This window comes from Streptomyces sp. SID5469, assembly GCF_009862865.1.
Classification (GTDB): Bacteria; Actinomycetota; Actinomycetes; order Streptomycetales; family Streptomycetaceae; genus Streptomyces; species Streptomyces avermitilis.
Genome location: NZ_WWIN01000001.1, coordinates 25,697 through 47,204, shown reverse-complemented (window position 1 = coordinate 47,204; position 21,508 = coordinate 25,697). Strand labels below are relative to the sequence as shown.

19 protein-coding genes and 1 pseudogene are annotated in these 21,508 nt (G+C 68.2%); 14 read left to right on the top strand and 6 right to left on the bottom strand.

The window, feature by feature from the left end; genetic code table 11:
• The first annotated feature begins 180 nt into the window (after window positions 1-180).
• The 3 genes from GTY58_RS00200 to GTY58_RS00190 all read left to right on the top strand — a co-directional run bounded on the left by GTY58_RS00200 (window position 181) and on the right by GTY58_RS00190 (window position 3,098).
• Complete coding sequence (locus tag GTY58_RS00200; protein ID WP_242432214.1) at window positions 181-1,386, top strand: beta-propeller fold lactonase family protein; 1,206 nt, start codon at window positions 181-183, stop codon at window positions 1,384-1,386.
• 386 nt (window positions 1,387-1,772) lie between these two features.
• Window positions 1,773-2,045, top strand: a complete 273-nt coding sequence (locus tag GTY58_RS00195; RefSeq protein ID WP_010981472.1) for a hypothetical protein — start codon at window positions 1,773-1,775, stop codon at window positions 2,043-2,045.
• A gap of 381 nt (window positions 2,046-2,426) precedes the next feature.
• Entirely contained in the window at window positions 2,427-3,098 is a 672-nt protein-coding gene (locus tag GTY58_RS00190; protein WP_202497278.1) for an SMI1/KNR4 family protein, read from the top strand.
• A gap of 60 nt (window positions 3,099-3,158) precedes the next feature.
• On the opposite strand, the gene GTY58_RS00185 is transcribed toward GTY58_RS00190, so the two are convergent.
• Window positions 3,159-5,156 (bottom strand): hypothetical protein, encoded by a 1,998-nt coding sequence (locus tag GTY58_RS00185; protein ID WP_037651961.1) that lies wholly within the window; start codon window positions 5,154-5,156, stop codon window positions 3,159-3,161.
• Between the two features lie 81 nt (window positions 5,157-5,237).
• On the opposite strand from GTY58_RS00185, the gene GTY58_RS00180 reads away from it, so the two are divergent.
• Window positions 5,238-5,540, top strand: coding sequence for a hypothetical protein (locus GTY58_RS00180; RefSeq protein WP_010981469.1), 303 nt, complete (start codon window positions 5,238-5,240; stop codon window positions 5,538-5,540).
• Window positions 5,541-5,592: 52 nt separating this feature from the next.
• On the opposite strand, the gene GTY58_RS00175 is transcribed toward GTY58_RS00180, so the two are convergent.
• On the bottom strand, window positions 5,593-6,060 hold the full coding sequence (locus tag GTY58_RS00175) for a hypothetical protein (RefSeq protein ID WP_037651959.1): 468 nt from the start codon (window positions 6,058-6,060) through the stop codon (window positions 5,593-5,595).
• A 354-nt stretch (window positions 6,061-6,414) separates the two neighbouring features.
• Here GTY58_RS00175 and GTY58_RS41190 point away from each other — a divergent pair, with 354 nt between their 5' ends.
• Entirely contained in the window at window positions 6,415-6,546 is a 132-nt protein-coding gene (locus tag GTY58_RS41190) for a hypothetical protein (protein ID WP_255253771.1), read from the top strand.
• A gap of 95 nt (window positions 6,547-6,641) precedes the next feature.
• Window positions 6,642-7,238: a hypothetical protein gene (locus GTY58_RS00170; protein ID WP_154696701.1), complete on the top strand. Its 597-nt coding sequence runs from the start codon at window positions 6,642-6,644 to the stop codon at window positions 7,236-7,238.
• 342 nt (window positions 7,239-7,580) lie between these two features.
• Here GTY58_RS00170 and GTY58_RS00165 read toward each other — a convergent pair whose 3' ends face one another.
• The 4 genes from GTY58_RS00165 to GTY58_RS00150 all read right to left on the bottom strand — a co-directional run bounded on the left by GTY58_RS00165 (window position 7,581) and on the right by GTY58_RS00150 (window position 13,320).
• On the bottom strand, window positions 7,581-8,393 hold the full coding sequence (locus GTY58_RS00165) for a phosphatase PAP2 family protein (protein ID WP_042492582.1): 813 nt from the start codon (window positions 8,391-8,393) through the stop codon (window positions 7,581-7,583).
• Between the two features lie 202 nt (window positions 8,394-8,595).
• Window positions 8,596-9,552 carry a hypothetical protein gene (locus tag GTY58_RS00160; protein WP_010981466.1) on the bottom strand — a complete coding sequence of 319 codons (957 nt, stop codon included), beginning with the start codon at window positions 9,550-9,552 and terminating at the stop codon, window positions 8,596-8,598.
• Window positions 9,549-9,890, bottom strand: a complete 342-nt coding sequence (locus GTY58_RS00155; RefSeq protein ID WP_010981465.1) for a helix-turn-helix transcriptional regulator — start codon at window positions 9,888-9,890, stop codon at window positions 9,549-9,551. Before GTY58_RS00155 ends, GTY58_RS00160 begins: the two co-directional genes overlap by 4 nt.
• Before the next feature lie 1,522 nt (window positions 9,891-11,412).
• Window positions 11,413-13,320 (bottom strand): Helicase associated domain protein, encoded by a 1,908-nt coding sequence (locus GTY58_RS00150; protein ID WP_255253774.1) that lies wholly within the window; start codon window positions 13,318-13,320, stop codon window positions 11,413-11,415.
• Window positions 13,321-13,841: 521 nt separating this feature from the next.
• On the opposite strand from GTY58_RS00150, the gene GTY58_RS00145 reads away from it, so the two are divergent.
• The 8 genes and pseudogenes from GTY58_RS00145 (at window position 13,842) to GTY58_RS00120 (ending at window position 21,506) form a co-directional block, all read left to right on the top strand.
• The gene (locus tag GTY58_RS00145; RefSeq protein ID WP_137951135.1) at window positions 13,842-14,084 is read left to right on the top strand and encodes a hypothetical protein; all 243 of its coding nucleotides are present in this window, start codon (window positions 13,842-13,844) and stop codon (window positions 14,082-14,084) included.
• On the top strand, window positions 14,084-14,653 hold the full coding sequence (locus GTY58_RS00140) for a sigma-70 family RNA polymerase sigma factor (protein ID WP_078234668.1): 570 nt from the start codon (window positions 14,084-14,086) through the stop codon (window positions 14,651-14,653). The genes GTY58_RS00145 and GTY58_RS00140 overlap by 1 nt, the downstream gene beginning before the upstream one ends.
• A gap of 118 nt (window positions 14,654-14,771) precedes the next feature.
• Window positions 14,772-15,008, top strand: a complete 237-nt coding sequence (locus GTY58_RS00135) for a MarR family transcriptional regulator (protein WP_042494098.1) — start codon at window positions 14,772-14,774, stop codon at window positions 15,006-15,008.
• Window positions 15,009-15,556: 548 nt separating this feature from the next.
• Window positions 15,557-16,162 (top strand): hypothetical protein, encoded by a 606-nt coding sequence (locus tag GTY58_RS00130; protein WP_078234669.1) that lies wholly within the window; start codon window positions 15,557-15,559, stop codon window positions 16,160-16,162.
• On the top strand, window positions 16,152-16,811 hold the full coding sequence (locus GTY58_RS00125) for a hypothetical protein (protein ID WP_037651954.1): 660 nt from the start codon (window positions 16,152-16,154) through the stop codon (window positions 16,809-16,811). The genes GTY58_RS00130 and GTY58_RS00125 overlap by 11 nt, the downstream gene beginning before the upstream one ends.
• Window positions 16,811-16,942, top strand: a pseudogene (locus GTY58_RS41455) (hypothetical protein); the annotation flags it as partial. The gene GTY58_RS00125 and the pseudogene GTY58_RS41455, both read left to right, overlap by 1 nt.
• A complete protein-coding gene (locus GTY58_RS41450; protein ID WP_338059011.1) occupies window positions 16,900-17,697 on the top strand; it encodes a putative T7SS-secreted protein in 798 nt (265 codons plus the stop codon). The pseudogene GTY58_RS41455 and the gene GTY58_RS41450, both read left to right, overlap by 43 nt.
• Window positions 17,698-17,753: 56 nt before the next feature.
• Window positions 17,754-21,506: an RHS repeat-associated core domain-containing protein gene (locus GTY58_RS00120; protein WP_010981457.1), complete on the top strand. Its 3,753-nt coding sequence runs from the start codon at window positions 17,754-17,756 to the stop codon at window positions 21,504-21,506.
• The last annotated feature ends 2 nt before the right edge of the window (window positions 21,507-21,508 follow it).

Genomic DNA, 21,508 nt, shown 5'->3' with positions numbered 1-21,508 from the left:
TGCCCCAGACGGCGAGCAGGCCCACGACGCACGTGACTGCGATGGCCGACACGTCAAATTAGCGTGTGCCGAGGCCCGTTGGGTTCTTACGAGAGTCTGACGCGGCCGTCGTTCGCTTTCATTGTCATCTCCCCATCCGCAACTCTGCTTACTCACGCCCCCGGATCACAGGAGCCACACGTGAGCAGGCACAACAGGCGCAGGTCGACGCTGCACAAGAGGGCGACCGTCTTCGGCGGCGGCACGGTAGCCGTAGCGGCGGTGGTGGCCACGGTCAACATCGCCTCGGCAGACCAGGTCTCGCCCACCCCGCGCACTGCGTCGAAGGCCGACCACGCCGTGTTCGTGCAGGGCAACGAGCTGGCCGGGAACACCATCCACGTCTTCCGCCGCGGCGACGACGGCAAGCTGACCGCCGCGGGGAAGTACGCGACAGGCGGCAAGGGCGGCGACCAGGTCGACGCGCCCACCGACTCGCTGGCATCGCAGGGATCGCTGGTCTACGACAGGCGTTCCGGGCGGCTGCTGGCCCTCAACGCCGGCAGCGGCACCCTGACGTCGTACGCTGTGCACGGCCAAAAACTCACAGACCGCCAGACCGTGCCCACGGGCGGGGACTTCCCCGTCGGCATCGCCGTCTCGGGCGACCTGGCCTACGTCATGAACGCGGGCGGCGCGGGAAGCGTCCAGGGTTTCAGAATCACCACGATGGGCCTGAAGCCGCTCAGCGGTTCGTTGCGCACCCTGGGGCTGAAGAACGAGAAGGTGCCGCTGTTCAGCAGCTCGCCGGGCCAGGCGGCGTTCACTCCGGACGGCCGGAACCTGGTCGTCACCACCAAGTCGGCCAACACCGTCGAGGTCTTCCCCATCGGTCGGGACGGCCGCCCGGCGCACAAGCCGGTCGTGAACAAGTCCGCGGGCATGGTGCCGTTCGCCATCGCCTTCGACAAAACGGGCCGCATGCTGGTCGCCGAGGCCGCCGAGTCCACCGTCAGCACCTACAAGGTCCGTCGCAACGGGGAGCTGCAAGTCCTCCAAAAGCCCTTGCCGAACGGGCAGGACACCCTGTGCTGGCTGGAACGCGCCGGTGACTTCTTCTACGGCGGAAACACCGGCAACTCGACCGTGAGCGGCTACCGCATGGACGCCCGGGGCCGGCTCGCGCTGACCAACGAGGCAGGCATCGCCGCCGCGCCGTCCGCGAAGTCCCAGGGCGTCATCGACATCGCCGTCGCCGCCGACAAGTTCGTCTACGTCCAGAACGCGACCTCCGGCACCGTCGACGGCTTCCGCGTCGGACGCACCGGCGCCCTCACCAAGGTCACGACGGTCACAGACCTGCCCGCCTTCGCCGAATCCGGCATGGAGGGCATCGCCGCGGTGTAAGGAAGCGGCCGCCGCGGCGGGACTCACCGGGCACGCTCACCGCATGCCCGGTGAGTCGGGCGACCCCGCCCCCAGGCTTCGCCCACGCTCTCCCCGTCAACGAGGGCTTGGAGCACCGTGGTGCGGCGCATACCGACTTTCGCGGGGACCGGGCCTGCCCGTGAGCACACAGAGGTCGTGCGGTCCCGGTCTCTGCGCCGCGATGTGGCTGCTGCCCAAGTTATGCAGCGGAAACGGAGTTCGCGCGGCGGCGGGGTCTGCCCGGGGAAGCGCCCGGCCACTACCCGACGTCACCGCGCACCTGAAGGACGTGACTCTGGAACTGCTTCAGGAACTGGTCGCCGACCATAGAGAGTTTGAGCAGGCCGCAGGCATACAGTCACGGCATGAACAAAACAATTGCGTGGCTTCTGACATGCGCCGGAGCCGGCGTGATCCTGTGGTTGCTGACCAGCGCGCCAGACATCAGCTCGGCTTACCCCCGCTCCGAGTGCCACTCCGTCCTCGGCAACGACTCGAGCCCCGCGCATGGGTCGATGGAGGACGGAGTGGAGGCGACGTGCGCCACGTACCAGTCGCGCCGCCTGGGCTGGGCGGTCCTGGTGTCGGTGCCGACGGTGGTGCTCGCCTCAGCGGGCATGCGTAGCCGAAGCGCCTGACGGAACTTCTCCCGTATCTATTCCTCGGCTGAAGTGCTGAACGCGCTCCGCAAGTCGGGTCTAAAACTGACGTTCATCGTTGACACCTGGGTCTCCGGTCACTACGGAGATCCATATGCCGAAGTCCACTCCCACCACCCCGCCACTTGACCGTGAGGCCAAGCGGCAGCCAGCCGCCCGCGCCCCAGCGAAGCAGTCTCAGTGAGCGGCTTCGTACGGACGGGGGCCTGCGCCTGTTCGCCGTCGCCGTCGGCTTCTCCGACGTGCTCGACGACCTCGTCTTCCGGGCGACACGCGCCGATGTCACCGCCGCCGTTTTGTGCAGGGGGAGAGGTTCGTGAGGTTGCCGGAGCGCGGCACGAGACCCGTAGAGTCGCAGGTATGACGGACGATCAGCAGCAGGAGCAGGCCGTGGCGGGCGCCTGGGCGAGGATCGAGGAGTGGCTGGAGCGGCACGCTCCGCGCTCCTACCGGATGCTTCCTCCGCCCGCCCCGGAGGCCGACATCCGTGAGGTCGAGCAGGAACTCGACCTCACCGTCCCGCCGGGCCTCAAGGCCTTCTACCGCCTCCGCAACGGCACGGGTCACCCCGGTGACTTCGGCTGGACACCCGAACCCGACACCGGGCTCCCCCTGCAAGGACAGGAAACAGCCTGGCTGTTGCCGAGGAAGCACGGGATCCCTCCGGTGCAGCATCTGCCGTACTGGGATGAAGGCCCACACACGATCGGCCGGCCGGACGACCCCATGGTGCGGTACCTGGCCTTCGCCGCGACCGACCGCAGCGGTCTGTACGGGCTGTTCACGGACTGCACCCCAGGAACCGGCTACGGACGGATCGGAACCTTCGAAGAGGCCGGCATCCCCAAGTTGGGCGTGTGGTCGTCGTTTGCCGACTACCTCATCGAAGTCGCCGATGCCCTGTACGAGAACCGCGGCGTGGAGTACGCGGACGGACACCAGGACACGAAGGTGCCCGGTCTCGTCGATCAGGCCCTGGTGTGGGACGGTCCGGCGCATCCGCGGGACCCGGAATGGACACGCTTCGCATAGCACTGTGGCCGGAATACCACAGGGTGCTCCGGCCACAGGCTTGGTCATTCAAGGGTCAGGTCAGCCGACCTTCTTCCACGCGCAGACCGTGTCGGCGTTCTTGCAGTGCTCGAAGCCAGGATCACTGATGAAGAACCCGTCCTTGTCGAGCAGCCGCATCTGGGGAACGAACTTGATGCCGAGGTCGCGGAAGGCGCCAGTGTTCTGATCCGTGGGAACGGAGGCACGACCACACTTTTCGTTCCACTTCGGGCCGGTGTAGCCGTCGCGGTTTTCTGCAAGCAGTCCCCACGTGCCGCCGGTCATGGGTTTGGTGTAGAGCTGTGCGCATTCTTTCCCGGAGGCGACCTGGTTCGGCCCCTTCGGCATGCCGCCGCTCTGGTACGTACTTGCGGGCGCGTACTCGTCGCACGATCCGTCGGGCGTGGCAGGGTTGGGCTTGAAACCGCTGGTCCCTGTGGGGCAGACGATGCCGCGGCTGTCGTCGTTGGTCCAGTCCCCGCCGTCCGGATCGGCGTTGTTGCCGGGGCCGAGGTAGGTGACGAGGGAATCCCACTTCCGGCTGCCGGGGTGGGAGGGGAGTTTCTCCTGCAGCAGCCAGTAGTAGGCGCCGGCCGCCGGGTACAGGTTGGTGTCGACCGTCCAGGTGGGCTTGAAGTACGGGAAGACACAGCCGGTCTTGATGTTGCCTCCGGCGATGTCGTCACAGCGTGGCGCCAGTTCCCGGACACGGACGTCGCCGCTGGTGCCGAGGCTGGTCTGCGCGTGAGCGTTGCCAGCGTCGACGGAACCGAGGAGGCTCCAGCCGAGGTCGAACTGCTCCTTGCCGGTGCCGTTCCAGATCGTCTGCCTCTTCGCGGTCATGGCGTACTGGGCGCCGACCTCGCCGACCGCCCAGTGCGGCGTGGTGTTGAGGCCGTCGTTGCTCGACCACTGGACTTGCGAGCTGGTGCAGTCCTTGCAGTTGTCGCCCGGCTGCCAGGTGAGGTGAACGCCCTCGGTCGCGTCGTCGATCTGCGTCGGGACCACGGTGAGCTGCTGGTCGAACTCCGCACGGTCCGTGCCGGTGTCCGACTTCTTGTTGTACAGCTTGATCTGCTGGGACAGCGCGAACGTGGCGGTGCCGAACCTCGGCAGGTCATCGGCGTCGACGAAGATCAGGGTCGCGTAGCCGACCTTCTTCAGACACGCCTCGCCCCGGTTCATGTAGTCCTTGCCGTCCGGTTTCGCGGCGCACCACGAGACGAGATCGGCGCCCCGAAGAGCTTGCCTCATCGCTCCCTTGGCGACCGCCGCGTCTTCGGGAGTCGGCGCGTCACGACTGATTTCGATGCACACCTTCCGCCCCTCGGCGTCCGGGGCGGAGCATTTCCGGCCGTTGTCATCGCCGCGCAGTCCCGTGACCGGGCCGGGATCGGTACGCGTGAATTCGATCGGAGTCTGCGCAAGTGAGTCGATGCCGGACGTGGCCTGTGGTGCCGGGAAGGTGACGTACGGCTTCTCGGCCGGGGGGACGTTGATCTTGAAGGTGGAGTACGGGGACCAGTCGCTCTCGTACACGTTGCTGGTGGCGTCGTACCCGGAAGAGCGGACCGCGTAGGTGACACCGTTCTTGAGCTTGCCGGCCGGAACCGTGACGGAGGCCGGTTTGCCGGCGGTCACCTCGCCGGAGACGAGGACGCCCCACTGGTTCTCGTCGGTCAGCTTGACGACCGTGGCCGTGGGTTTGCCGCTGGAATCGGTGGTGTGAACTTCGAAGGTCGCGGTGGTCTTGTGGCCGCTGGGGGCAGTGACCGTGTTGCGTAACGTCGGTGTGGTGGTGTCGGTCTGCCACACGTTGTTGGTCTTCGTGAACGGCGGGCCGACTTCGGGGCCGTTGGGAGTGTCCGGCTCGGCGGCCGCAGCTGCCCGTGCCCCGGGGCCGTGGACGGGCGGCGGGTTGTCGGAGCCGTCGGCCGAGTAGGCGGTGCCGGTGGCACCGGATCCGATGACGATCGCGAGGATCGTGCCGAGGGCTAAGCGACGTCTTCCTGTGGTTCTTGCGGTGAGGGATATCAACCTGCGACCTCTCTGTGGGAACAGATGTACGAATCCCATCAGGCCGCCGGTGTGAGAACCATGGCCGAAGTCACGGTTTAAGTGACGAAAGAAAGAAATGAGCCGTCAGCGAATCCCCTCCGGGTCGGGCTGAAGGCTGCCCTCGGCGGACTGAGGACGGTCCTTCCCTCCGGCTCGCAGTGCGACGAGTACCCCTTCGCCACCACCTACGAAGGTGCCGCCGAGTACGACTACGACCCTGACGCGAGAAAGTTCAACTTCTCCGTGCGTCCGATCGCGAAGGCGGACAACGGGGCAGGCGGCAGCCTGCTGCTCAGCTTCTACGCGAAGAACCGCCTCATTGACGGCCTCGAGGACGGATTCGGCGTGAAGATCGTCTCCTGACCCGTGTGAAGCCGGGGCGGCGGCAGTATGCGGCCGCCCCGGCTCCCGCCGGTCAGGCTGTGCGGGGCCAGAACTGCACCAGATACTTCTCGACCCCGTGGCCAGTGCCCTCCTCCTCCGACAGACGCGCGGCCACGGCACGCCCGGTGCAGCTCACCCGCACACGCCAGAGCCCGCCCGAGTCGGCCAGCGTGATCACCTCGTCAGCACGCCCCAGACTCATCGACCACACGGCGACTTCGCCGCTGGCCGAGTCGTAGTCGGCTTCCGCCTGCTCGTCCCACTGCACCCGGTCGTGCGCGGCTGGCGGGCCGTCCCATACCGCGACGGTGACCGACGCGGTGTGCGTGTGGCCGGCGCTGTAGATATCGAGCCGTCCCGGGAAGGCGTTCAGGAACACCTCGTCGGCGAAGTCATCCGGGAAGGGGGCCAGGATGTCTCCGTCATCGGACTCCTGAAAACCAAAGCCGTGGTAGCCCACGTCAGCGTCAAGATGCTGCTGCCGGACAAGCTCAGCCATGAGAGCCCCCTTCCGACTGGTGGAGAACGCGGCGGAACTGCGTGCCGCGCTGCGCGAGATGTACCAGCGAGCCGGAGCGATGCCGCTGCGGGAGATGGAACGCCGGGCCGGTCTGGGGCGCCTTCCCCGCAGCAATGCTCAACAAGGATCAGATGCTGGCCTTCCTCATGGTCTGTGACGTGCCCGAGCGTGAGCACCAGGACTGGCTGGACGCTAGCCCCCGGATGGGAGGACGCAAGCCCCCTCAGGCCGGGGCTGCTTGAGCAGCGACGCGGGCGCGCAGGAGCGCGGGCCCCAGACGATGGGCGGGGCCATTCGCCGTAGCCGCCGTAGAAGGCGACCCGCTCGCCGTGGATGGCCACTGCCTTGGCGCCCCGTACCTGGTTCGGCCACACCCTCACGGGCCGGTCGGGGCGTATCTCGACGAGCGGGAAGTCGGTGTACGTGCACGCCCAGGCGGTGGTGCCCGACACGTTCAGGGCGTAGCAGTCGAAGAGGCCAGGGATGCTTGCGCCGTCGGACGTCCAGTAGATGTGGCCTGTGGGGCTCCAGCGGCGGATTCCGGCCGGGTTTTCGTCGAAGTGCCCGACCCAGATGTGGCCGGCCTCGTCCACGAGCAGGTGCTCGATGGCGTCCCCGACGGAGAAGGAGGAGGCCTCGCGGCCGAGCGCGTCGAAGACCTGGACCTGGTCCGCGTCCTCGTACCGGCGGGCGCGGGATGCTGCGACGACGAACCCGCCGTCAGGCAGGCGGTCCAGGTGCGGCCAGCGGGCCCGCACGGCGCTCAGCTCGGTGAGTTCGACGTCGCCGCCCGGATGTACGGAGACGACCAGCGCGTCGAAGGGCAGGACATCGCCGCCGGGCTGCGGAGCGCGGTCGGCAAGCAGCCAGTGGGCGGTGCCGAAGACGTCGACGGTGCTGGTCAGGACGTGGTGGGCGTGGTGCGCTCGGGGAAGGTGGGCATAGGGAACGAGGGCAGTCTTCTGCACGGGCGGGCTCTCCTGGGTGGGCGGTCACGGCGTTCGGGCGCTGCGGTGAGCGGCGGCGGTGCGCGAGCGGTGGAGAGCGAAGCGGGCCGCCTAGAAGGCATGGCCCTTTCTGGTGGTCATGAGGTGATCATCGTCGATGTGTGGCCCCCGTGCCAAACCCTTTCGGTCCAGCGCTCACGCCATCTGTGACCCCACCCGCTCAGCCTCGACGAGGGCCAACCCGCCCGCCAACTCGAATACCCAGCGCGACAAGTCCAGTGCTCATTGGACAGATGCAGTGCACGTCGCACGTCCCTAACCGGCTTGGCGTGGGGAGCTACAGACGACCCGTGATCGATTGATGTTCGGCAACAAGTCGGAATAGGCGAGAGAACAGGAGGCCGGCACCGACCTGTTGACCGGACTATGGGAGGACACGTCGGGCGGGAGCGCATCCCCGCTCGGGCGTCGACGGCTTCTACGACTGGGCGGTGGCATCGGACAGCCGCTTTGCCAGGATGCGCCGGTTCCCGCCCGGAGCCGGCCGGGTGGTCAGCCCAGTGCGGGGCGTGTGCGGCGTGCGGTGTGTGCAGGCCGCCCGACTGCGGCGTACCAGACCAGGGCCGCACATATGAAGCCCGTCGCCGCGGAGACCAGTGACCTTGTGAGGGTGTCGTTGCGTGCGCCGGAAACGAGGGCGACGGCCAGTGCCAGCGTCAGGGTGATGACGGGCAGCGCTCGAGGGCTCCGCGTGGCGCCCGGCGCGGCGGACGGCGGCAGCAGCCAGGTTGCGAGGCCGTAACAGGCACAGGCCAATAGTGTGGCCCCCAGCACTTCGCTGGGCCGGTGGCCGCCGTTGGTCGCGCTGTAGGCGGCGATGCAGGCGAGCCACAGCACACCGGCCGTGGCGACGTAGGGGCGGATGCGGGGGGAAACCACGAGGACGGCGGCGAGGGTCAGCGCGGCGGGGATGGCCGTGTGCCCGCTGGGGAACCCCTGATCAAGGAGATTCTCGGGCGCGCCCACCAGATCGGGGCGGGGCAGGGTCGATTTGAGCACCTCCTTGCCTCCGGTCGTGAGAATGACGACCCCGAGCGCCGCGCACCCCGGCCACCAGCACCGCCGCACCAGGGTGAGGACCACGATGACGGCCAGGCCCACCATCAGGGTGGGCTTGGCACTCAATTCCAGCGGCGGCAGGGGCGTCGAGCCGTAGGCCGCTCCTGACAGGGGGTAGAACCATGCTTCTTCGCCGCCTTGTTTACCGAGACCAAACAGGGCGTTCTCAGCTCGTTGCCCCCACGGGGTGCAGATGGCGAGCAGGTAGACCGTCAGGAACCCCAGGGTGTACAGCAGAGCCGGCATCCACGGCCGTGTCGTACGCGACAGGCTGGGTGCGTCGGGGGCCTCGGGGGCCTGTCTTGAGGCCCGCGGACGGTGCGCGGGCAGGGTCGGAGGATCGTGCTGAGTCATCGCTCTGTTTCTTCCGTTGAGGGGAGTTAGGTCACGCACGTCTTGTGGCACGACGTGGGCCGCCGGGCTCGGCCGGCCCACCGGGGGTCCGCTCCTATTCGGGGAGTGCCTGGCCCTGTCGGCGCTGGGCGGTGATCGCCAGGGCAGGGAGGGGTGCGATCAGCAGGAGGAGAACGACCAGGTCCGGAAAGGACTGCATGAACGCGTCCGGCTGGGCGACGATCGCCTGCGTGCGGACGATCGCGACCGCTGCGACGGGGATCAGCCACCGGTGGTCGCCGGTGGCTGCCGTCGCCACCCACGCGCCGAGCAGCGCGGCGACCTCGAGGACGAACAAGCCGCGCTGGAAAGTCGGACTGACAGAGATGATGTGCAGGCCCCCGGCCACGAACATGGCGAGCACGACGGGGGCTAGCCAACGGTACGAGCGGCGTCGCAGACGGCTGGGTCGGCAGAGCGCCAGCACGGCGCACGCGGCGCACAGTGTCCCCGAGAGCGCCAGGTCACGGGCCGTTATCGGGGCGCCCAACCCGTAGTAGCTCAAGCCCGCCTTGCCCTCGTCGCCGAAGAGGGTGCGGCCGTGGGTCGTGGCGCCGGCCCAGATCATGGATGCCGCGGCCGGCAGCGCGATCCACGCTCTGCCACGCAGCAGAGCGATCAGGCCGCCCAGCGGGAGCAGCCCGTAGGGCAGCAGCCGAATCCGCGTGGGACCTCCGGCCCACGGATACCAGCCGGAGAAGTGGAAGGCGATGGCGTGCTGTCCGGGGTCGATGTGCAGTGCCCAGTGCCACACATCCTGCAAGTACGGAACCAGCGCCAGCGCGGCGAGGGCCAGGGCGGCCAGATGGATGCCGTCCAGCCACCACGGCCGAGTAGTGTCGTCAACGGTGGCACGGGCGCGGGCCTGCACCCCGGCGCGCACCAAGGCGGCAACTTCCCGCGGCGGCGGCCAGGAGCGGCCGGGATACGCCTCGGCAAGGCAGGCCAGCAACTCCTTGCCCTGCCGGGAACGGTAGGATTTGGGATAGGCCGCAAGCAGCAGACGATTCATGCCGGGGCCGCTCCGGCATCCCGCGCGCGTCCGATGACGACGGCCGCCGCCTGCTGCATCCGCAGCGCTTCCCGGCCGAGCGCCTCGGTGCCGTCCTCGGTGAGCCGGTAGTAGCGCCGCGCTCGCCCGTCCACGATCTCCTCATGGCCGGCGGCCACCAGCCCGGCCCGCTCCATCCGCTCCAGCGCCCCGTAGAGCGTGCCGACAGCGATCCGGAGCCGTCCGTCGGTGGCCTGCTCGGCAGCCTTGATGATGCCGTAACCGTGCAACGGACCATCCATGAGCGCAGCAAGGATGAAGTACTGCGGTTCCGTCAACGGCGGGTTCCGTCTGGTCATGCATCAATCATATATCGAGCTACGAAGTATATCTGCCGGTCTTGGGTGATCACTGGCAGCGCCTCCACGCCCGCGGTGAGCGCCACCCTCTCCCGGCTGGCGGGCGCGAAGGCGGTCTCCTCGACGCCCCCGCGCGGCGATGGCGGATGCTCACCGCGACCTGGTCCGGGCCGAGCGGAATGTCATTCCCACCGTGTCCGCCAGACCCGACTCGCCTCCGTTGAATCTTCCATGGGCCAGACTCTGTTCGCCCGGACCGGCCGGGCGAAGCCGGCGAGGCAGCGTTCGATGAGGCCCGACCCGAGTGGTCGCTTCCCCAGTGCCTCCGGGAAGCGCAGATCGCCGCCTGCGGCCGTCTGCCATGCCCCGTCGATGATTCGGCTCGGAGGGTCTTAATCCGGTTAAGTGAAGCGGCCTCACCGAAATCCTTGCCCGCGCACTCCGCGACCGGGGCCGCGAGGTCGAAGTCGAGCACCTTCACGTCCACTTGCCGCGCGTGCTCAAGACGCCCGCCAGCGGAACCGCCCACCCCAGCCCCACACAGGAGGCCACCCGATGAAGCGCCGTCTCTGCCGCCGATGCGGCCAGGCGCCCGGCGCCCTCTCCCCCGAGGACCAGGCCGCGTCGATCAGTTCCGTGCGATGCTCGCCGCCCTGCGCGACCGGAGCCCTGGACCCCCGGCCACTGCCAGGACCTCGCCGTCCGCGTGGGCCGTTCGTTGAGCGCGCTCACCCGCGCCCGAGTGACGACCACGGACCCGACATCATCGCCGTCGCCCTGCAACACCCCGGCGGCTCGTACACGCCCTACGGCGAGCGCTACCGGGAACTGGGCTGGCTGCGCTGCGAGACGGACTCGATCCACGGCGCGTGGAATCCGGCCTACGCGCCGCTCACCCACGCCGCGGCGGGCCTGGACCTTCCGGCCGTCGTCGGCATGGCCCCGGCGAACTACGGCGTGCATGTTGAAGCCCGGCGACCGGACAACACCGGGTACACGCTGCTCCGCCTCGGTCCCTACAACCAGACTGGCTCGCTTCCCGCGACGCCGATCGCCTCAACACCGAGCTGGCGGGCAGCGCGGCCACCGTCGGCCCCGGGTTCACGGTCACCGCGAAGGCCGCGCCGTTCGACGTCAGCGACCACGAGAGCTACGACGACCCGTACGAGACCGATGCCGCCGTGCTCCTGGCGGCCGCTATCGCCCGCGAGGTGTCGGCATGACGACGGCCCTGTACGAGATCGAGACCAGCGAGACCGACGACGGAAACGCCCGTCTCGCCGAATGCCTCTGGACCCCCAGCGGCGAGGACGCGGCCGACAACGGGTTCATCGCCTACCGCGGGCTGTACGTCGCCGGCATCGGAGCCCGAACGACGACCGGCCGCACCCGGACAGGTTCGTCTTCCTTGGCAAGTCAGCGTGTTGAAGGAGTCGTCAGTGAGGACAGCGGACGCGGTTTCATCGGCTTGAGGCCTCCAGGGGGAAGGACATTCCACCCGCACAGCACTCTCGATTCGTGCTCATCGTCCGCGGCCTGCCGCGCCTGTTATGGCAGTTGCCTGAAAGCGGCGTTCCCGGCTGGCGGGGCGTAGCCGGACGCGGGCGTCCAGACCTCCGCCGGTGGCTGCATGCAGTGTGATCTCGCCCCCGGAGGCGTGCACGAGGTGGCGGACGATGGGCAGGCCCAGGCCGGTGCCGTCGTGATGGGAGTCGGAGGCGCGCCAGAAGCGGTCGAAGGCCCGTTCCCGGTCGGCCTCCGACATGCCGGGGCCCTGGTCGATGACGTGGAGATCGGCGCCGGGAGCGCGGGCCAGGGTGATGGACGTGCCGGGCGGAGAGACCCGCAGCGCGTTGGCGACGAGGTTGTCGATGATCTGTTCCAGCGCGCCGGGAATCGCCCACACCCGGCCGACCGCTGGGCCGAAGACCGTGATGGTGACGTATTGCTCGGCGGCGAGTGGCTCCCACATGGCCGCCCGCTCGGCGAGGACGGCGTCCGCGTCGACGGGTTCGGGGGTGGTGGCGGTGTTTTCCAGGCGGGCCAGGGCGAGCAGGCCGTGGACCATGCGGCTGAGGCGTTCGACCTCTGCGATGGTCTCTTCCAGGCTGGGATGGGCGCGGGGGTCGAGGTAGGGCTCGAAGTTCTCCAGGCGCAGCCGCAGCGAGGTCAGCGGGGTTTTGAGCTGGTGGGAGGCTTCGGAGGCGAAGCTGTGCTGGGCCTGGAGCAGGTGCTGCAGGCGGGTGGCGGTGTGGGTGAACGCGGCGGCCAGGCGGCGCAGTTCGGGCGGTCCGCTGCCGGCGTCGGGCGGGTTGTCCAGACGGCCGGCGGCGAGTTGGGTGGTGGCGCGTTCCAGGGTGCGCAGGGGGCGCGTGATCCAGCGGGCCAGGGTGAACGCCACGAGCGCCACGGCGGCCAGGACGCACGCGCCGGCCAGGGCGAGGGCGGCCCAGATGCGGTGTTCCCGGTCGGTGACCATGGTCATCGGGTAGGTCACCCGCAGCCCGCCGCGGATCGTGGTGCCGGAGGAGCCCGGCATGGTTGCCGCCAGAACGTCACCACCATCAGTGCCGGTGCGGGTGGCGACCGTGGTCTGGTTGCGCAGGGCGGCGGCGATGTCCGGCTCGCCGGCGAGCGTGGTCCCGGTGGCGGTGGTGCCTGCGGAGTCGGTGAGCAGTCGGCCGGTGCGGTCGACGATCACGATACGGGCGCCGGTGTTGTCCTCGGCGTACTCCCGGGCCAGTTCCGGCAGGGCCGTCAGGTTGCCCTTCTCGATGCCGATGGCCTCCAGGAGCTCGCGCTGCCCGTCCATCAGGCCCTGCCAGACGGCGTGCTGACGGTTCTTCGCGACAAACCGTCCGACGCCCATCCCGTGCACGGTCACGCCGGGCAGGACGTCGGCCTGGCCCTCATCGCGCACCAGCTCCCGCAGCGCGGCGTAGTGCCGCTGCCAGTCCACCGGCCAGTCCGGGTTCCAGTACGGGTCTACGGCCTCCAGCGCGGCCTTCCACTCCGGGTGGCCGTCCAGCGCACCCGCGCGCCGCAGGTTGCTCAACCACTGCCCCACCGGCCTGTCCAGGGCCGTTGCCGACCTCGGAGCACAGAGGGTCCAGTGATCCTCGTAGTACGCCTTCGCGGCCTCCAGGTTCTCCTGGAAGCGTTCGTCAGCGACGCTCCACACCATGCCGAGCTTCTCCAGCCGGCGGGCGCGCAGGCCGCTCATCTGCCCTGCCCCGTAGGCCCGTCGCTGTTCTGCCACCCATGCCCCAAGGGGGTATGCGCCCTCTTTATGTCGCGGGTCCTCTTTCTGCGTAGTGCGGGTGTTCTGGGCTGGTGGTTTCTCAGTTGTAGCGGTTCGTTTCGTGTTGCTCGGGGCCGGTTGGTGGTCTGGTGGTGGGGGCTGCGGGCTTCTGGCCTGGGGGTCGTGCAGGTTGCCTGGGTGGCGTGCAGGTTGATTGGGCCGCTACGTAAGAAGCGGCGTGCGGGCCTCGGGCTGGGGGGTGGTCATGTGGTAGTGCCGGAGTTTGAGGGCGGGGTCTGGCCGGTGGTGGGGTGGTGCTCGCGGAGAGCTTGCACGATGTTGGTGACAGTCTGCGGGGAAGTGTCAGCTGGGCATCGTCATCTGAATGTCAGTGGCGCAGCCTCAGTGACCTGGTAGTTGGCACTGGCGGATGGTGCTCACCTGTTGCTGACATGGGTGACGAAAGGCCAGGCCATTCTCATGCCGACTGCTATAGCGGGTGCGGGGTTGCCTCGGCTGACATTTCGGCGAGGTTCGCGATCACCTCATCGGGTGGCGTCTGCGTAGAGAGGAAGGGACCGGCCATGCTCTGCGCCTTTTGACGCGGTGCCGAAACATCCACATTGGCATGTAATGCAGGAGGGGGTTCGTGACTTAAGGAGGTGATGCGGGGCTCGGGATGCGCCGCCGAGACAGAAATGGGAGGCACCATGGACCCGGTGACGTTCACCGCGGGCTGTGGCGTGGCGACTTCGGCGGTCCGGCTCGGATACGTCTGGCTGAGCGCGTGGTCGCACAGGCGCCGCGTCGAGTTGGAGATCCATCGCGCTGAGTTGGAACGTGCGACTCTGATGGAGACCATCAGCTCGCTGCCGCCCGGCAGCGAGGTCACTGAGGTTCTGCGCGACGGCCGGCGGGTCACGATCAAGCTCCCGCCCAGTAAGGCGGCGTGATGAGCGAAACCCCGGCCCAAGCCGGACGGAGGGAGCCGCTCCCTGAAACCCGGCCAGTCCCGTCGACCGAGTTGGTGAGGCGCGACGACTTCTCCGTCTTCTATCGCACCGAGAAGAAGCGTCTGATCGCCTTCCTGATCTACGCCGGGGCACGTGTGTGGGAGGCCGACGACCTCGCACACGAAGTACTGTCCCAGCTGCTCCCCGACCGGTGGAAGACCCTGGAGTATCCTCGCGCCTACATGCGCAAGTCCGCAATCCGCGCCTATTTACGGCAAAACGAGCGCACCCGCGAGATCCCGACGGACGAACTCCCCGACCTGCCGGGCGGGATCGACCCGGTGACTTGCGTGGAGCTGTCCGAGCAGACGAACGCAATCATTGATGCGATCCAGCAGCTCCCCCCGACCCAGCGCACCGTGATGGCATTCGTGATGAGCGACTCCGACACCGCGGAGATCGCCGAAGCGCTCAACATGGCCCCCGGCGCCGTCAACACGAACATCTGCCGTGCACGTGCGCGCCTGAAGACCACGCTCGGCCTCATGAAGGGAGACAACAATGCGTGAGTTCCCGCTCGACAAGCACGAGCGGACCGAGGCCGACGACCGCCTGGACCAGATCCTCGCCACCACCCATGCCGAGCTCGTCGACGCCATCGCAACACAACAGGACCACGCGCGCACGATGACGCTCATCCCTGGCTCCGGTACTGCGGAGGAGCCGACGAAGACGATCGACCGGGCGCTGTGGTCGTACAAGGAGATCGCCGCGTACATCAACGTGCGGCCCGATAAGGTGCGCTGGTATCGCAAGCACGGGCTTTTGCCGGCGCCGGACCACGTGGAAGGCGGCAAGCCGTACTGGTACTCCGACACTGTCCGAGCCTGGATGGCGTCCAGGCCCAGCCGCCGCGAACCGTGACCCGCGATGGAGCTGAGCAGGAACTCCGGCGGCTCGGAACCGTCGAGCAGGCTATTCGGGGCAATTGGATGCCTGGGCTTCCTTTCGTGCTACAGGTCCAGACGGCGAAGCGAACACCTGAAGCAGCTGCACGGGCCGGCTACGGCCTCTGGCCGTCACCGTTCTCAGCCCGTCGTCCCGTACCTGTGGTGGGGGACGACGGCAGGGGAGAGATCGGGGCGAGGGGTGCCATCGTGCGGGGTGCGGTCAGCGACCTTCCTGGTGTCGTACTTGCTCGGCAGGTGCTTGGTGTTCTGCGCGTACTCGATGTGCTGGCGAGTTCCCGGTAGCCCCCGCTCTTTGCGTACACCATCACCGGGACGTACGGCATGACGCAGCCGATCCTGGAGGTGCCGGCAGGACGATGTCGCACGGAACGGTTGGCTGGCTCAGCGTGATGTCGTTCGTCCGCATGACCGTCCGTCACTTGCTTGCACGGTGACATGAAAGCGACGGTTGCTCCGGCTGGCGTTTGCGGCGTGCCGTGTGCAGTTGTGATGATGTGCTGTATGTCTGAGCACGGGGGTGCGGTCGACGGGCCGCAGAGGGTTCCACGGTCGCGACTTGCGGACTACGCGGATATGACTGACGCGTCGGCCGCTCCTGAGCCGGTGACGTCGTCGCGTGAGCAGCGGGAGCCGGATTCACAGCAGGGAGAACATCCGCCCTCTCGGGAGCCTCTGCGCGAAGCTGCACGCGAGGTACCCGAAATAGTGGCACGCAGGCGGGAGTTCGCGGCGCTGCTCGGCGACTTCCGCCGTACCCCCGTCCTGGTCCCGCTTGGCGACGGTCCCGGACCGGACGAGGAACGCGGCTTGTTGACTGCGGACTTGGGTGGCATCCGTTTCATCCTGGCCTTCTCGGACGAGCAGGCGTTGGCCCGTTACGCGGTGGCACGCGGTGAGGCGGCGCGTGAGTGGACGTACCAGACGATCCTCGGCGCGCGACTGCTGGATGTGGCGGTGCCCGCGGCAGGGGTGCCCTGGGGGGTGGCGCTGGACTGCGCGGACGGCGAAGAGGGCATGGTCTTCCCGCCGGTGCGCGGCATCGTGCCGGACGAGGCAGCACTCGACATCGACGCCGACAGGGACGCGGGGGCGGGGCATGAGCGGTGACGGCAAGGACCTGAAGACCGAGGGGCTGGCGCTGATCGCCAAGGGTCTGACCGAGGCGCTGGGCGAGTTGAAGGAGCTGGGCATGGTCGGCGAGGCCGGAGCCGGGCGCGGCTTCGGCGACATCGCCCTGTCCGGGCTTGAGCTCGGCCACGAGGGCCTTACGGGTGAGTTCACGTCGTTCTGCGAGCGCTGGGAGTGGGGCGTGCGGTCGCTGATCAACGAGGGCAACGGCTTCGCGCTGAAGACGGGCCTGTCGGCGGGCACATACTACGAAACCGACAAGTACATCGAGGGCACCTTCAAGGTCGTCACCAACGCGGCCATCGGCAATCCGTACGCCTCAGAGGAGAACGTTGAGAAGATGGGCTGGGGCGACATCGCCACGTCCGGGGTGTACGGCGGCAACGTGGACTACAGCAAGGAGTCCTTCGATCAGGCGATGGCCAACAGCGGGCAGGCCTGGAAGGACGCGGGCCGGGACGTGATGACCTCGCACACGATCGGTCCGGTGCCGGGCGTGAACCCGGAGGAACTGCACGGCGCGTTCGGAGTGTCCGACGACGAGTACAACCAGTACCTGGACGACACCTTCGGGCCCTCTCCCGAGGCTCGCGCCAAGGCGGCCGAGCAGCAGGGCGGTGAGGGCTGATGGGACTCGGCGATGTCACCAACTCGCTTCTGGGTGGCGCGGAGAACCTCTACGACGCGGGCAAGAAGAAGCTCGGCGAGGGCGTCGACTGGGCCACGGACAAGGTGGGCGAGGGCCTGGACAAGGTCGGTGCGCACGACTGGGCCGACAGTGTGGAGGACTGGGGCGACGAAATCGCCTCCGACCTGGGGCCACCCCGGGTGAGCAGCAGCTCGGCCAGACCGAGGAGCCCGACGAACTCGTCTACGGCCATCCGGACAAGATCCGCGAGAGTGCCAAGCACCTGAAGGACTTCCACGGCGCCTTCGACAAGGTGAGTTCGGGGCTGCGGAAGGTCGACTCCTCCGGCTGGCAGGGTGAGGGCGGTGAGGCCTTCCGGGAGAAGTTCGGCGTCCACCCCACCAAGTGGGCACAGGCGGCCGAGGCGTGCAACACGGCGGCGGGGGCGCTGGAGTTGTACGCGGACACCCTCAAGTGGGCGCAAGGGCAGGCGAAGGAGGCCGTCGAGCTCTACAAGAAGGGTGTCAAGGCGTCCCAGGACGCGGTCGACGCCTACAACAAGAAGGTCGACGCCTACAACGCCAAGATCAAGGCGAACGAGGACCCGGGCCCGAAACCCGAGCCGTTCCACGACCCCGGCAAGGCCGACATCAAGGCCGCCGCCCAGAAACTCGCCGAGGCCCGCAAGCAGCGCAACACCGCCGCCTCCGAAGCACAGGGCAAAATCAAGGCCGCCCTGGCGCACGCGCCCGCGGAGCCCCCGCCCCTGGACCGCATCGGCAACGACCTCAAAGACGGCTTCCAGGCGGCCAACACCGAACTCACCCACGTGGTGGGCGGCGCCCTCAAGGGCACGGCCGGCCTGGTGACTTCGCCCCCGGCCTGAACCCCACCGACCCCTACAACCTCACCCACCCGGCCGTCTACCTGCAGAACGTCAGCATGACGCTCTCCGGCCTGGTCTCCACCGCCGCACACCCCGAACGGGTCGTCCAGGCCGCCGTGGACGGCTTCAAGAAGGACCCCTCGGAGTTCGTCGGCCGCCTCATCCCGGAACTCATCGGCACCAAGGGCGCGGGACTGGCCCGCGGCGGGATGCGGCTCGCGCTGAAGGAGGGCATGGAGGGGGTTGCGGAGCAGGGGCTGCGCAAGACCGCGCGGAACGCGGTGGAGGACGCGGCCGAGGACGCGTCGCGGCAGCGGGGCGCAAAGATCTGCGAGAAGGACCCCGTCGATGTCGCGACCGGCCGGATGGTACTGCCACAGATCGACGTCTCGCTTCCGGGGCAGCTGCCTCTGGTCGTCAAGCGCCAGTTCGAGTCGTCGTACCGGCTGGGCGGCTGGTTCGGCCCGACGTGGTCCTCAACGCTCGACCAGCGCCTGGAGGTCGACACGGCGGGTGTTGTCCTCGTCGGCGAGGACGGCCTGGTGCTCGCCTACCCACACCCGGCCCCCGGCGTGCCCACCCTGCCCAGCCACGGTCCGCGCTGGTCACTCGACCGCACGGACGGCGGCTACACGCTGACAGACCAGAAGTCGGGCCACATACGGCACTTCGTCGACCGCTCCGACACTCTGGCGGTGCTGGAGCAGCTCGACGACCGCAACGGCAACTGGATCACGTTCGAGTACGACGCCGACGGCGCACCCCGGTATCTCACCCACAGCGGCGGCTACCGCCTGCGCATATCCACGGAGGCCGGGCGTGTCACCGCGCTGCACCTGGCCAGCGCGGCCGTGGACGGCGGGGACCAGGATCTGATTCGCTACGGCTACACCGACGGCCACCTCACCGAGGTCGTCAACTCCTCCGGCCGCCCCCTTCAGTACGTGTGCGACGAACTCGGCCGCATCACCTCCTGGACCGACACCAACGACAGCCACTTCAGCTACGCCTACGACGACGAAGACCGCTGCACCCACCAGTCGGGCGCCGCGGGCCACCTGCGCTCAACCTTCGCCTACGGGGCAGTTGACCCCGGCACCGGCGCACACACGACGACCGTCACGGACTCATACGGTCAAACCACCCACTACCTGATCAACCGACGCTGTCAGGTGATCGCTGAGACGGACGCACTCGGCGCGGTCACCCGCTACCAGCGCGACCGCTACAACCGGCTGCTGTCCCAGACCGACCCCCTCGGGCATACGACCTCGTTCCGCTACGACGACGCAGGCAACCTCGTTGCAGCGACCCGCCCGGACGGCCGCGAGGCACGGGCCGAGTACAACGCCCTCGGCCTGCCGGTGAAACTGGTCAATCCGGATGGCACGATCACCCGGCAGACCTTCGACGAACGCGGCAACCTCACCTCGGTCACCGACCCGTCCGGTCAGACCACCCGCTTCGGCTACGACGAGGGTGGTCGTCTCACGTCGATGACTGATCCGCTCGGTCACACCACCGGCATCGTCTGCGACCGGGCCGGACTGCCGTTGACAGTCACCGACCCCCTGGGCGCGGTGACGCGATACGAGCGCGACGCCTTCGGCCGCACCACTGCGATCACTGATCCAACCGGCGCCACCACACGGCTGGAGTGGACAGTGGAGGGCCACCTGTCTCGGCGCACAGCTCCCGACGGCACGAGTGAGTCGTGGACATACGACGGTGAGGGCAACTGCACCAGCCACACCGACCCGGTCGGGGGCGTGAGTCTGTTCGAGTACACGCACTTCGACCTGCCCACCGCCCGCACCGGCCCGGACGGGGTGCGCTACGAGTTCGAGCACGACACCGAGCTACGCCTGTCCCAGGTCACCAACCCCCACGGCCTTACCTGGAACTACGCCTATGACGCGGCCGGGCGGCTGGTCGCGGAGACGGACTTCGACAACCGAACCCTCACCTACGAGTACGACTTCGCAGGCCGCCTCGCCTCGCGCACCAACGCCCTCGGCCAGATGATCGCCTTCGAGCGCAACGAACTGGGCCAGATCGTGCGCAAGGACGCCGCCGGACAGGCCACGACGTACGCCTACGACTTCACCGACCAGCTGGCGCAGGCCACCGGTCCGGACGGCACCGCGCTCACCATCCTGCGCGACCGCCACGGCCGTATGATTTCGGAAGCGGTCAACGGCCGGGCACTGACCTACGACTACGACGAGCTCGGTCGCCGTACCCGCCGCACCACCCCCAGCAGCGCCACGACCATCTGGTCCTACGACGTGGCCGGGCGCCGCACCAGCATGACCGGCTCCGGTCGGAGCATCGACTTCGTCTACGACGAGGCAGGCCGCGAGCTTGGCCGCCGCTTCGGCCACATCACCCTGGAACACTCCTTCGACGCCCTCGGCCGCCTGACATCCCAGTCCGTGCTGGGTCCGGCCGGTCGCAGGACGCAGCACCGCCAGTACACCTACCGCGCCGACGGCCACCTGATCGGCATCGAGGACCAACTCTCGGGCAAGCGCCGCTTCGATCTGGACCTGGCCGGCCGGGTGACGGCCGTCCATGCGGTGAACTGGACCGAGACCTACGCCTACGACGCGGTGGGCAACCAGACGTCGGCCTCCTGGCCGGCGGGTCATCCCGGCCAGGAAGCGATCGGCAATCGCACATACACGGGTACCAGTCTCACGCGCGCTGGCCAGGTCCGCTACGAACACGACGGCCTCGGCCGCATCATCCTGCGCCAGAAGACCCGACTGTCCCGCAAACCCGACACCTGGCGCTACACCTGGGACGCCGAAGACCGCCTGACCTCCGTGACCACCCCGGACGGCACCCGCTGGCGCTACACCTACGACCCGCTGGGCCGGCGCACCGCCAAACTCCGCCTCGCCGAAGACGGCGAAACCCTCGTCGAGCGAGTCGACTTCACCTGGGACGGCACGGTTCTGTGCGAGCAGACCACCACATCTCCCGACCTGCCCCACCAGGTCACCCTCACCTGGGACCACCAGGGCCTACGGCCGGTCACGCAGACCGAACGTATCGTCGCGGCCGACGCACCCCAGCAGGAGATCGACTCCCGCTTCTTCGCCATCGTCACCGACCTCGTCGGTACCCCGAGCGAACTCCTCGACGAGCGGGGAGAGATTGTCTGGCGCACCCGTGCCACCCTGTGGGGCAGCACCACCTGGGCGAAGAACAGCACGGCATACACGCCGCTGCGTTTCCCCGGCCAGTACTACGACCCCGAAACCGGCCTGCACTACAACTACTTCCGTCACTACGACCCCGAGACCGCCCGCTACGTCACCCCCGACCCCCTCGGACTCGGCCCCGCGCCCAACCCGGCCGCCTACGTGCCCAATCCCCATATGTGGGCCGACCCGCTCGGGCTGAAGTGCGAGCCGCCGGAGGGATACACCTCCCAGCCCGCTTTCAAGAACGATCCCTACCACCCCGACGCGGTGGAGCGGGGGATCAACGAGATGCGCGAGTTGTACGGGATCAAGGAACGTCCGCCGAGCGGCATGATCGGAGCCAATGGGACCCAGGTGACAAGCAAGACCATGTGGAATCACGGGCCGTACCGGATCGACGTTGAGAATCCGAATCCAGGGCAGCGGGCCGGGCAGCTGCATTTCCAGGACCAGAGCAACCCCACCGCGAAGTATCAGTACAATTTCGACGAAGGGAAGTTCGACGGATTGCCGCGTTCGGTTGAACGGGAAGTCGGCAAGATTCCTGGTTTCGAAGCGGGTATCCGCAAGGGGCTCAGGGTTCTGGGAGAGGATTAGCG

What these genes read in the sequence shown, in the direction of transcription:
- GTY58_RS00195 (WP_010981472.1), top strand. Translation starts at nt 1,773, where the DNA reads ATGAACAAAACAATTGCGTGGCTTCTGACATGCGCCGGAGCCGGCGTG.
- GTY58_RS00190 (WP_202497278.1), top strand. Translation starts at nt 2,427, where the DNA reads ATGACGGACGATCAGCAGCAGGAGCAGGCCGTGGCGGGCGCCTGGGCG.
- GTY58_RS00175 (WP_037651959.1), bottom strand. Translation starts at nt 6,060, where the DNA reads ATGGCTGAGCTTGTCCGGCAGCAGCATCTTGACGCTGACGTGGGCTAC.
- GTY58_RS41190 (WP_255253771.1), top strand. Translation starts at nt 6,415, where the DNA reads ATGGCCACTGCCTTGGCGCCCCGTACCTGGTTCGGCCACACCCTCACG.
- GTY58_RS00165 (WP_042492582.1), bottom strand. Translation starts at nt 8,393, where the DNA reads ATGCCGGCTCTGCTGTACACCCTGGGGTTCCTGACGGTCTACCTGCTC.
- GTY58_RS00160 (WP_010981466.1), bottom strand. Translation starts at nt 9,552, where the DNA reads ATGAATCGTCTGCTGCTTGCGGCCTATCCCAAATCCTACCGTTCCCGG.
- GTY58_RS00155 (WP_010981465.1), bottom strand. Translation starts at nt 9,890, where the DNA reads ATGACCAGACGGAACCCGCCGTTGACGGAACCGCAGTACTTCATCCTT.
- GTY58_RS00145 (WP_137951135.1), top strand. Translation starts at nt 13,842, where the DNA reads ATGGACCCGGTGACGTTCACCGCGGGCTGTGGCGTGGCGACTTCGGCG.
- GTY58_RS00140 (WP_078234668.1), top strand. Translation starts at nt 14,084, where the DNA reads ATGAGCGAAACCCCGGCCCAAGCCGGACGGAGGGAGCCGCTCCCTGAA.
- GTY58_RS00135 (WP_042494098.1), top strand. Translation starts at nt 14,772, where the DNA reads ATGACGCTCATCCCTGGCTCCGGTACTGCGGAGGAGCCGACGAAGACG.
- GTY58_RS00130 (WP_078234669.1), top strand. Translation starts at nt 15,557, where the DNA reads ATGTCTGAGCACGGGGGTGCGGTCGACGGGCCGCAGAGGGTTCCACGG.
- GTY58_RS00125 (WP_037651954.1), top strand. Translation starts at nt 16,152, where the DNA reads ATGAGCGGTGACGGCAAGGACCTGAAGACCGAGGGGCTGGCGCTGATC.
- GTY58_RS00120 (WP_010981457.1), top strand. Translation starts at nt 17,754, where the DNA reads ATGACGCTCTCCGGCCTGGTCTCCACCGCCGCACACCCCGAACGGGTC.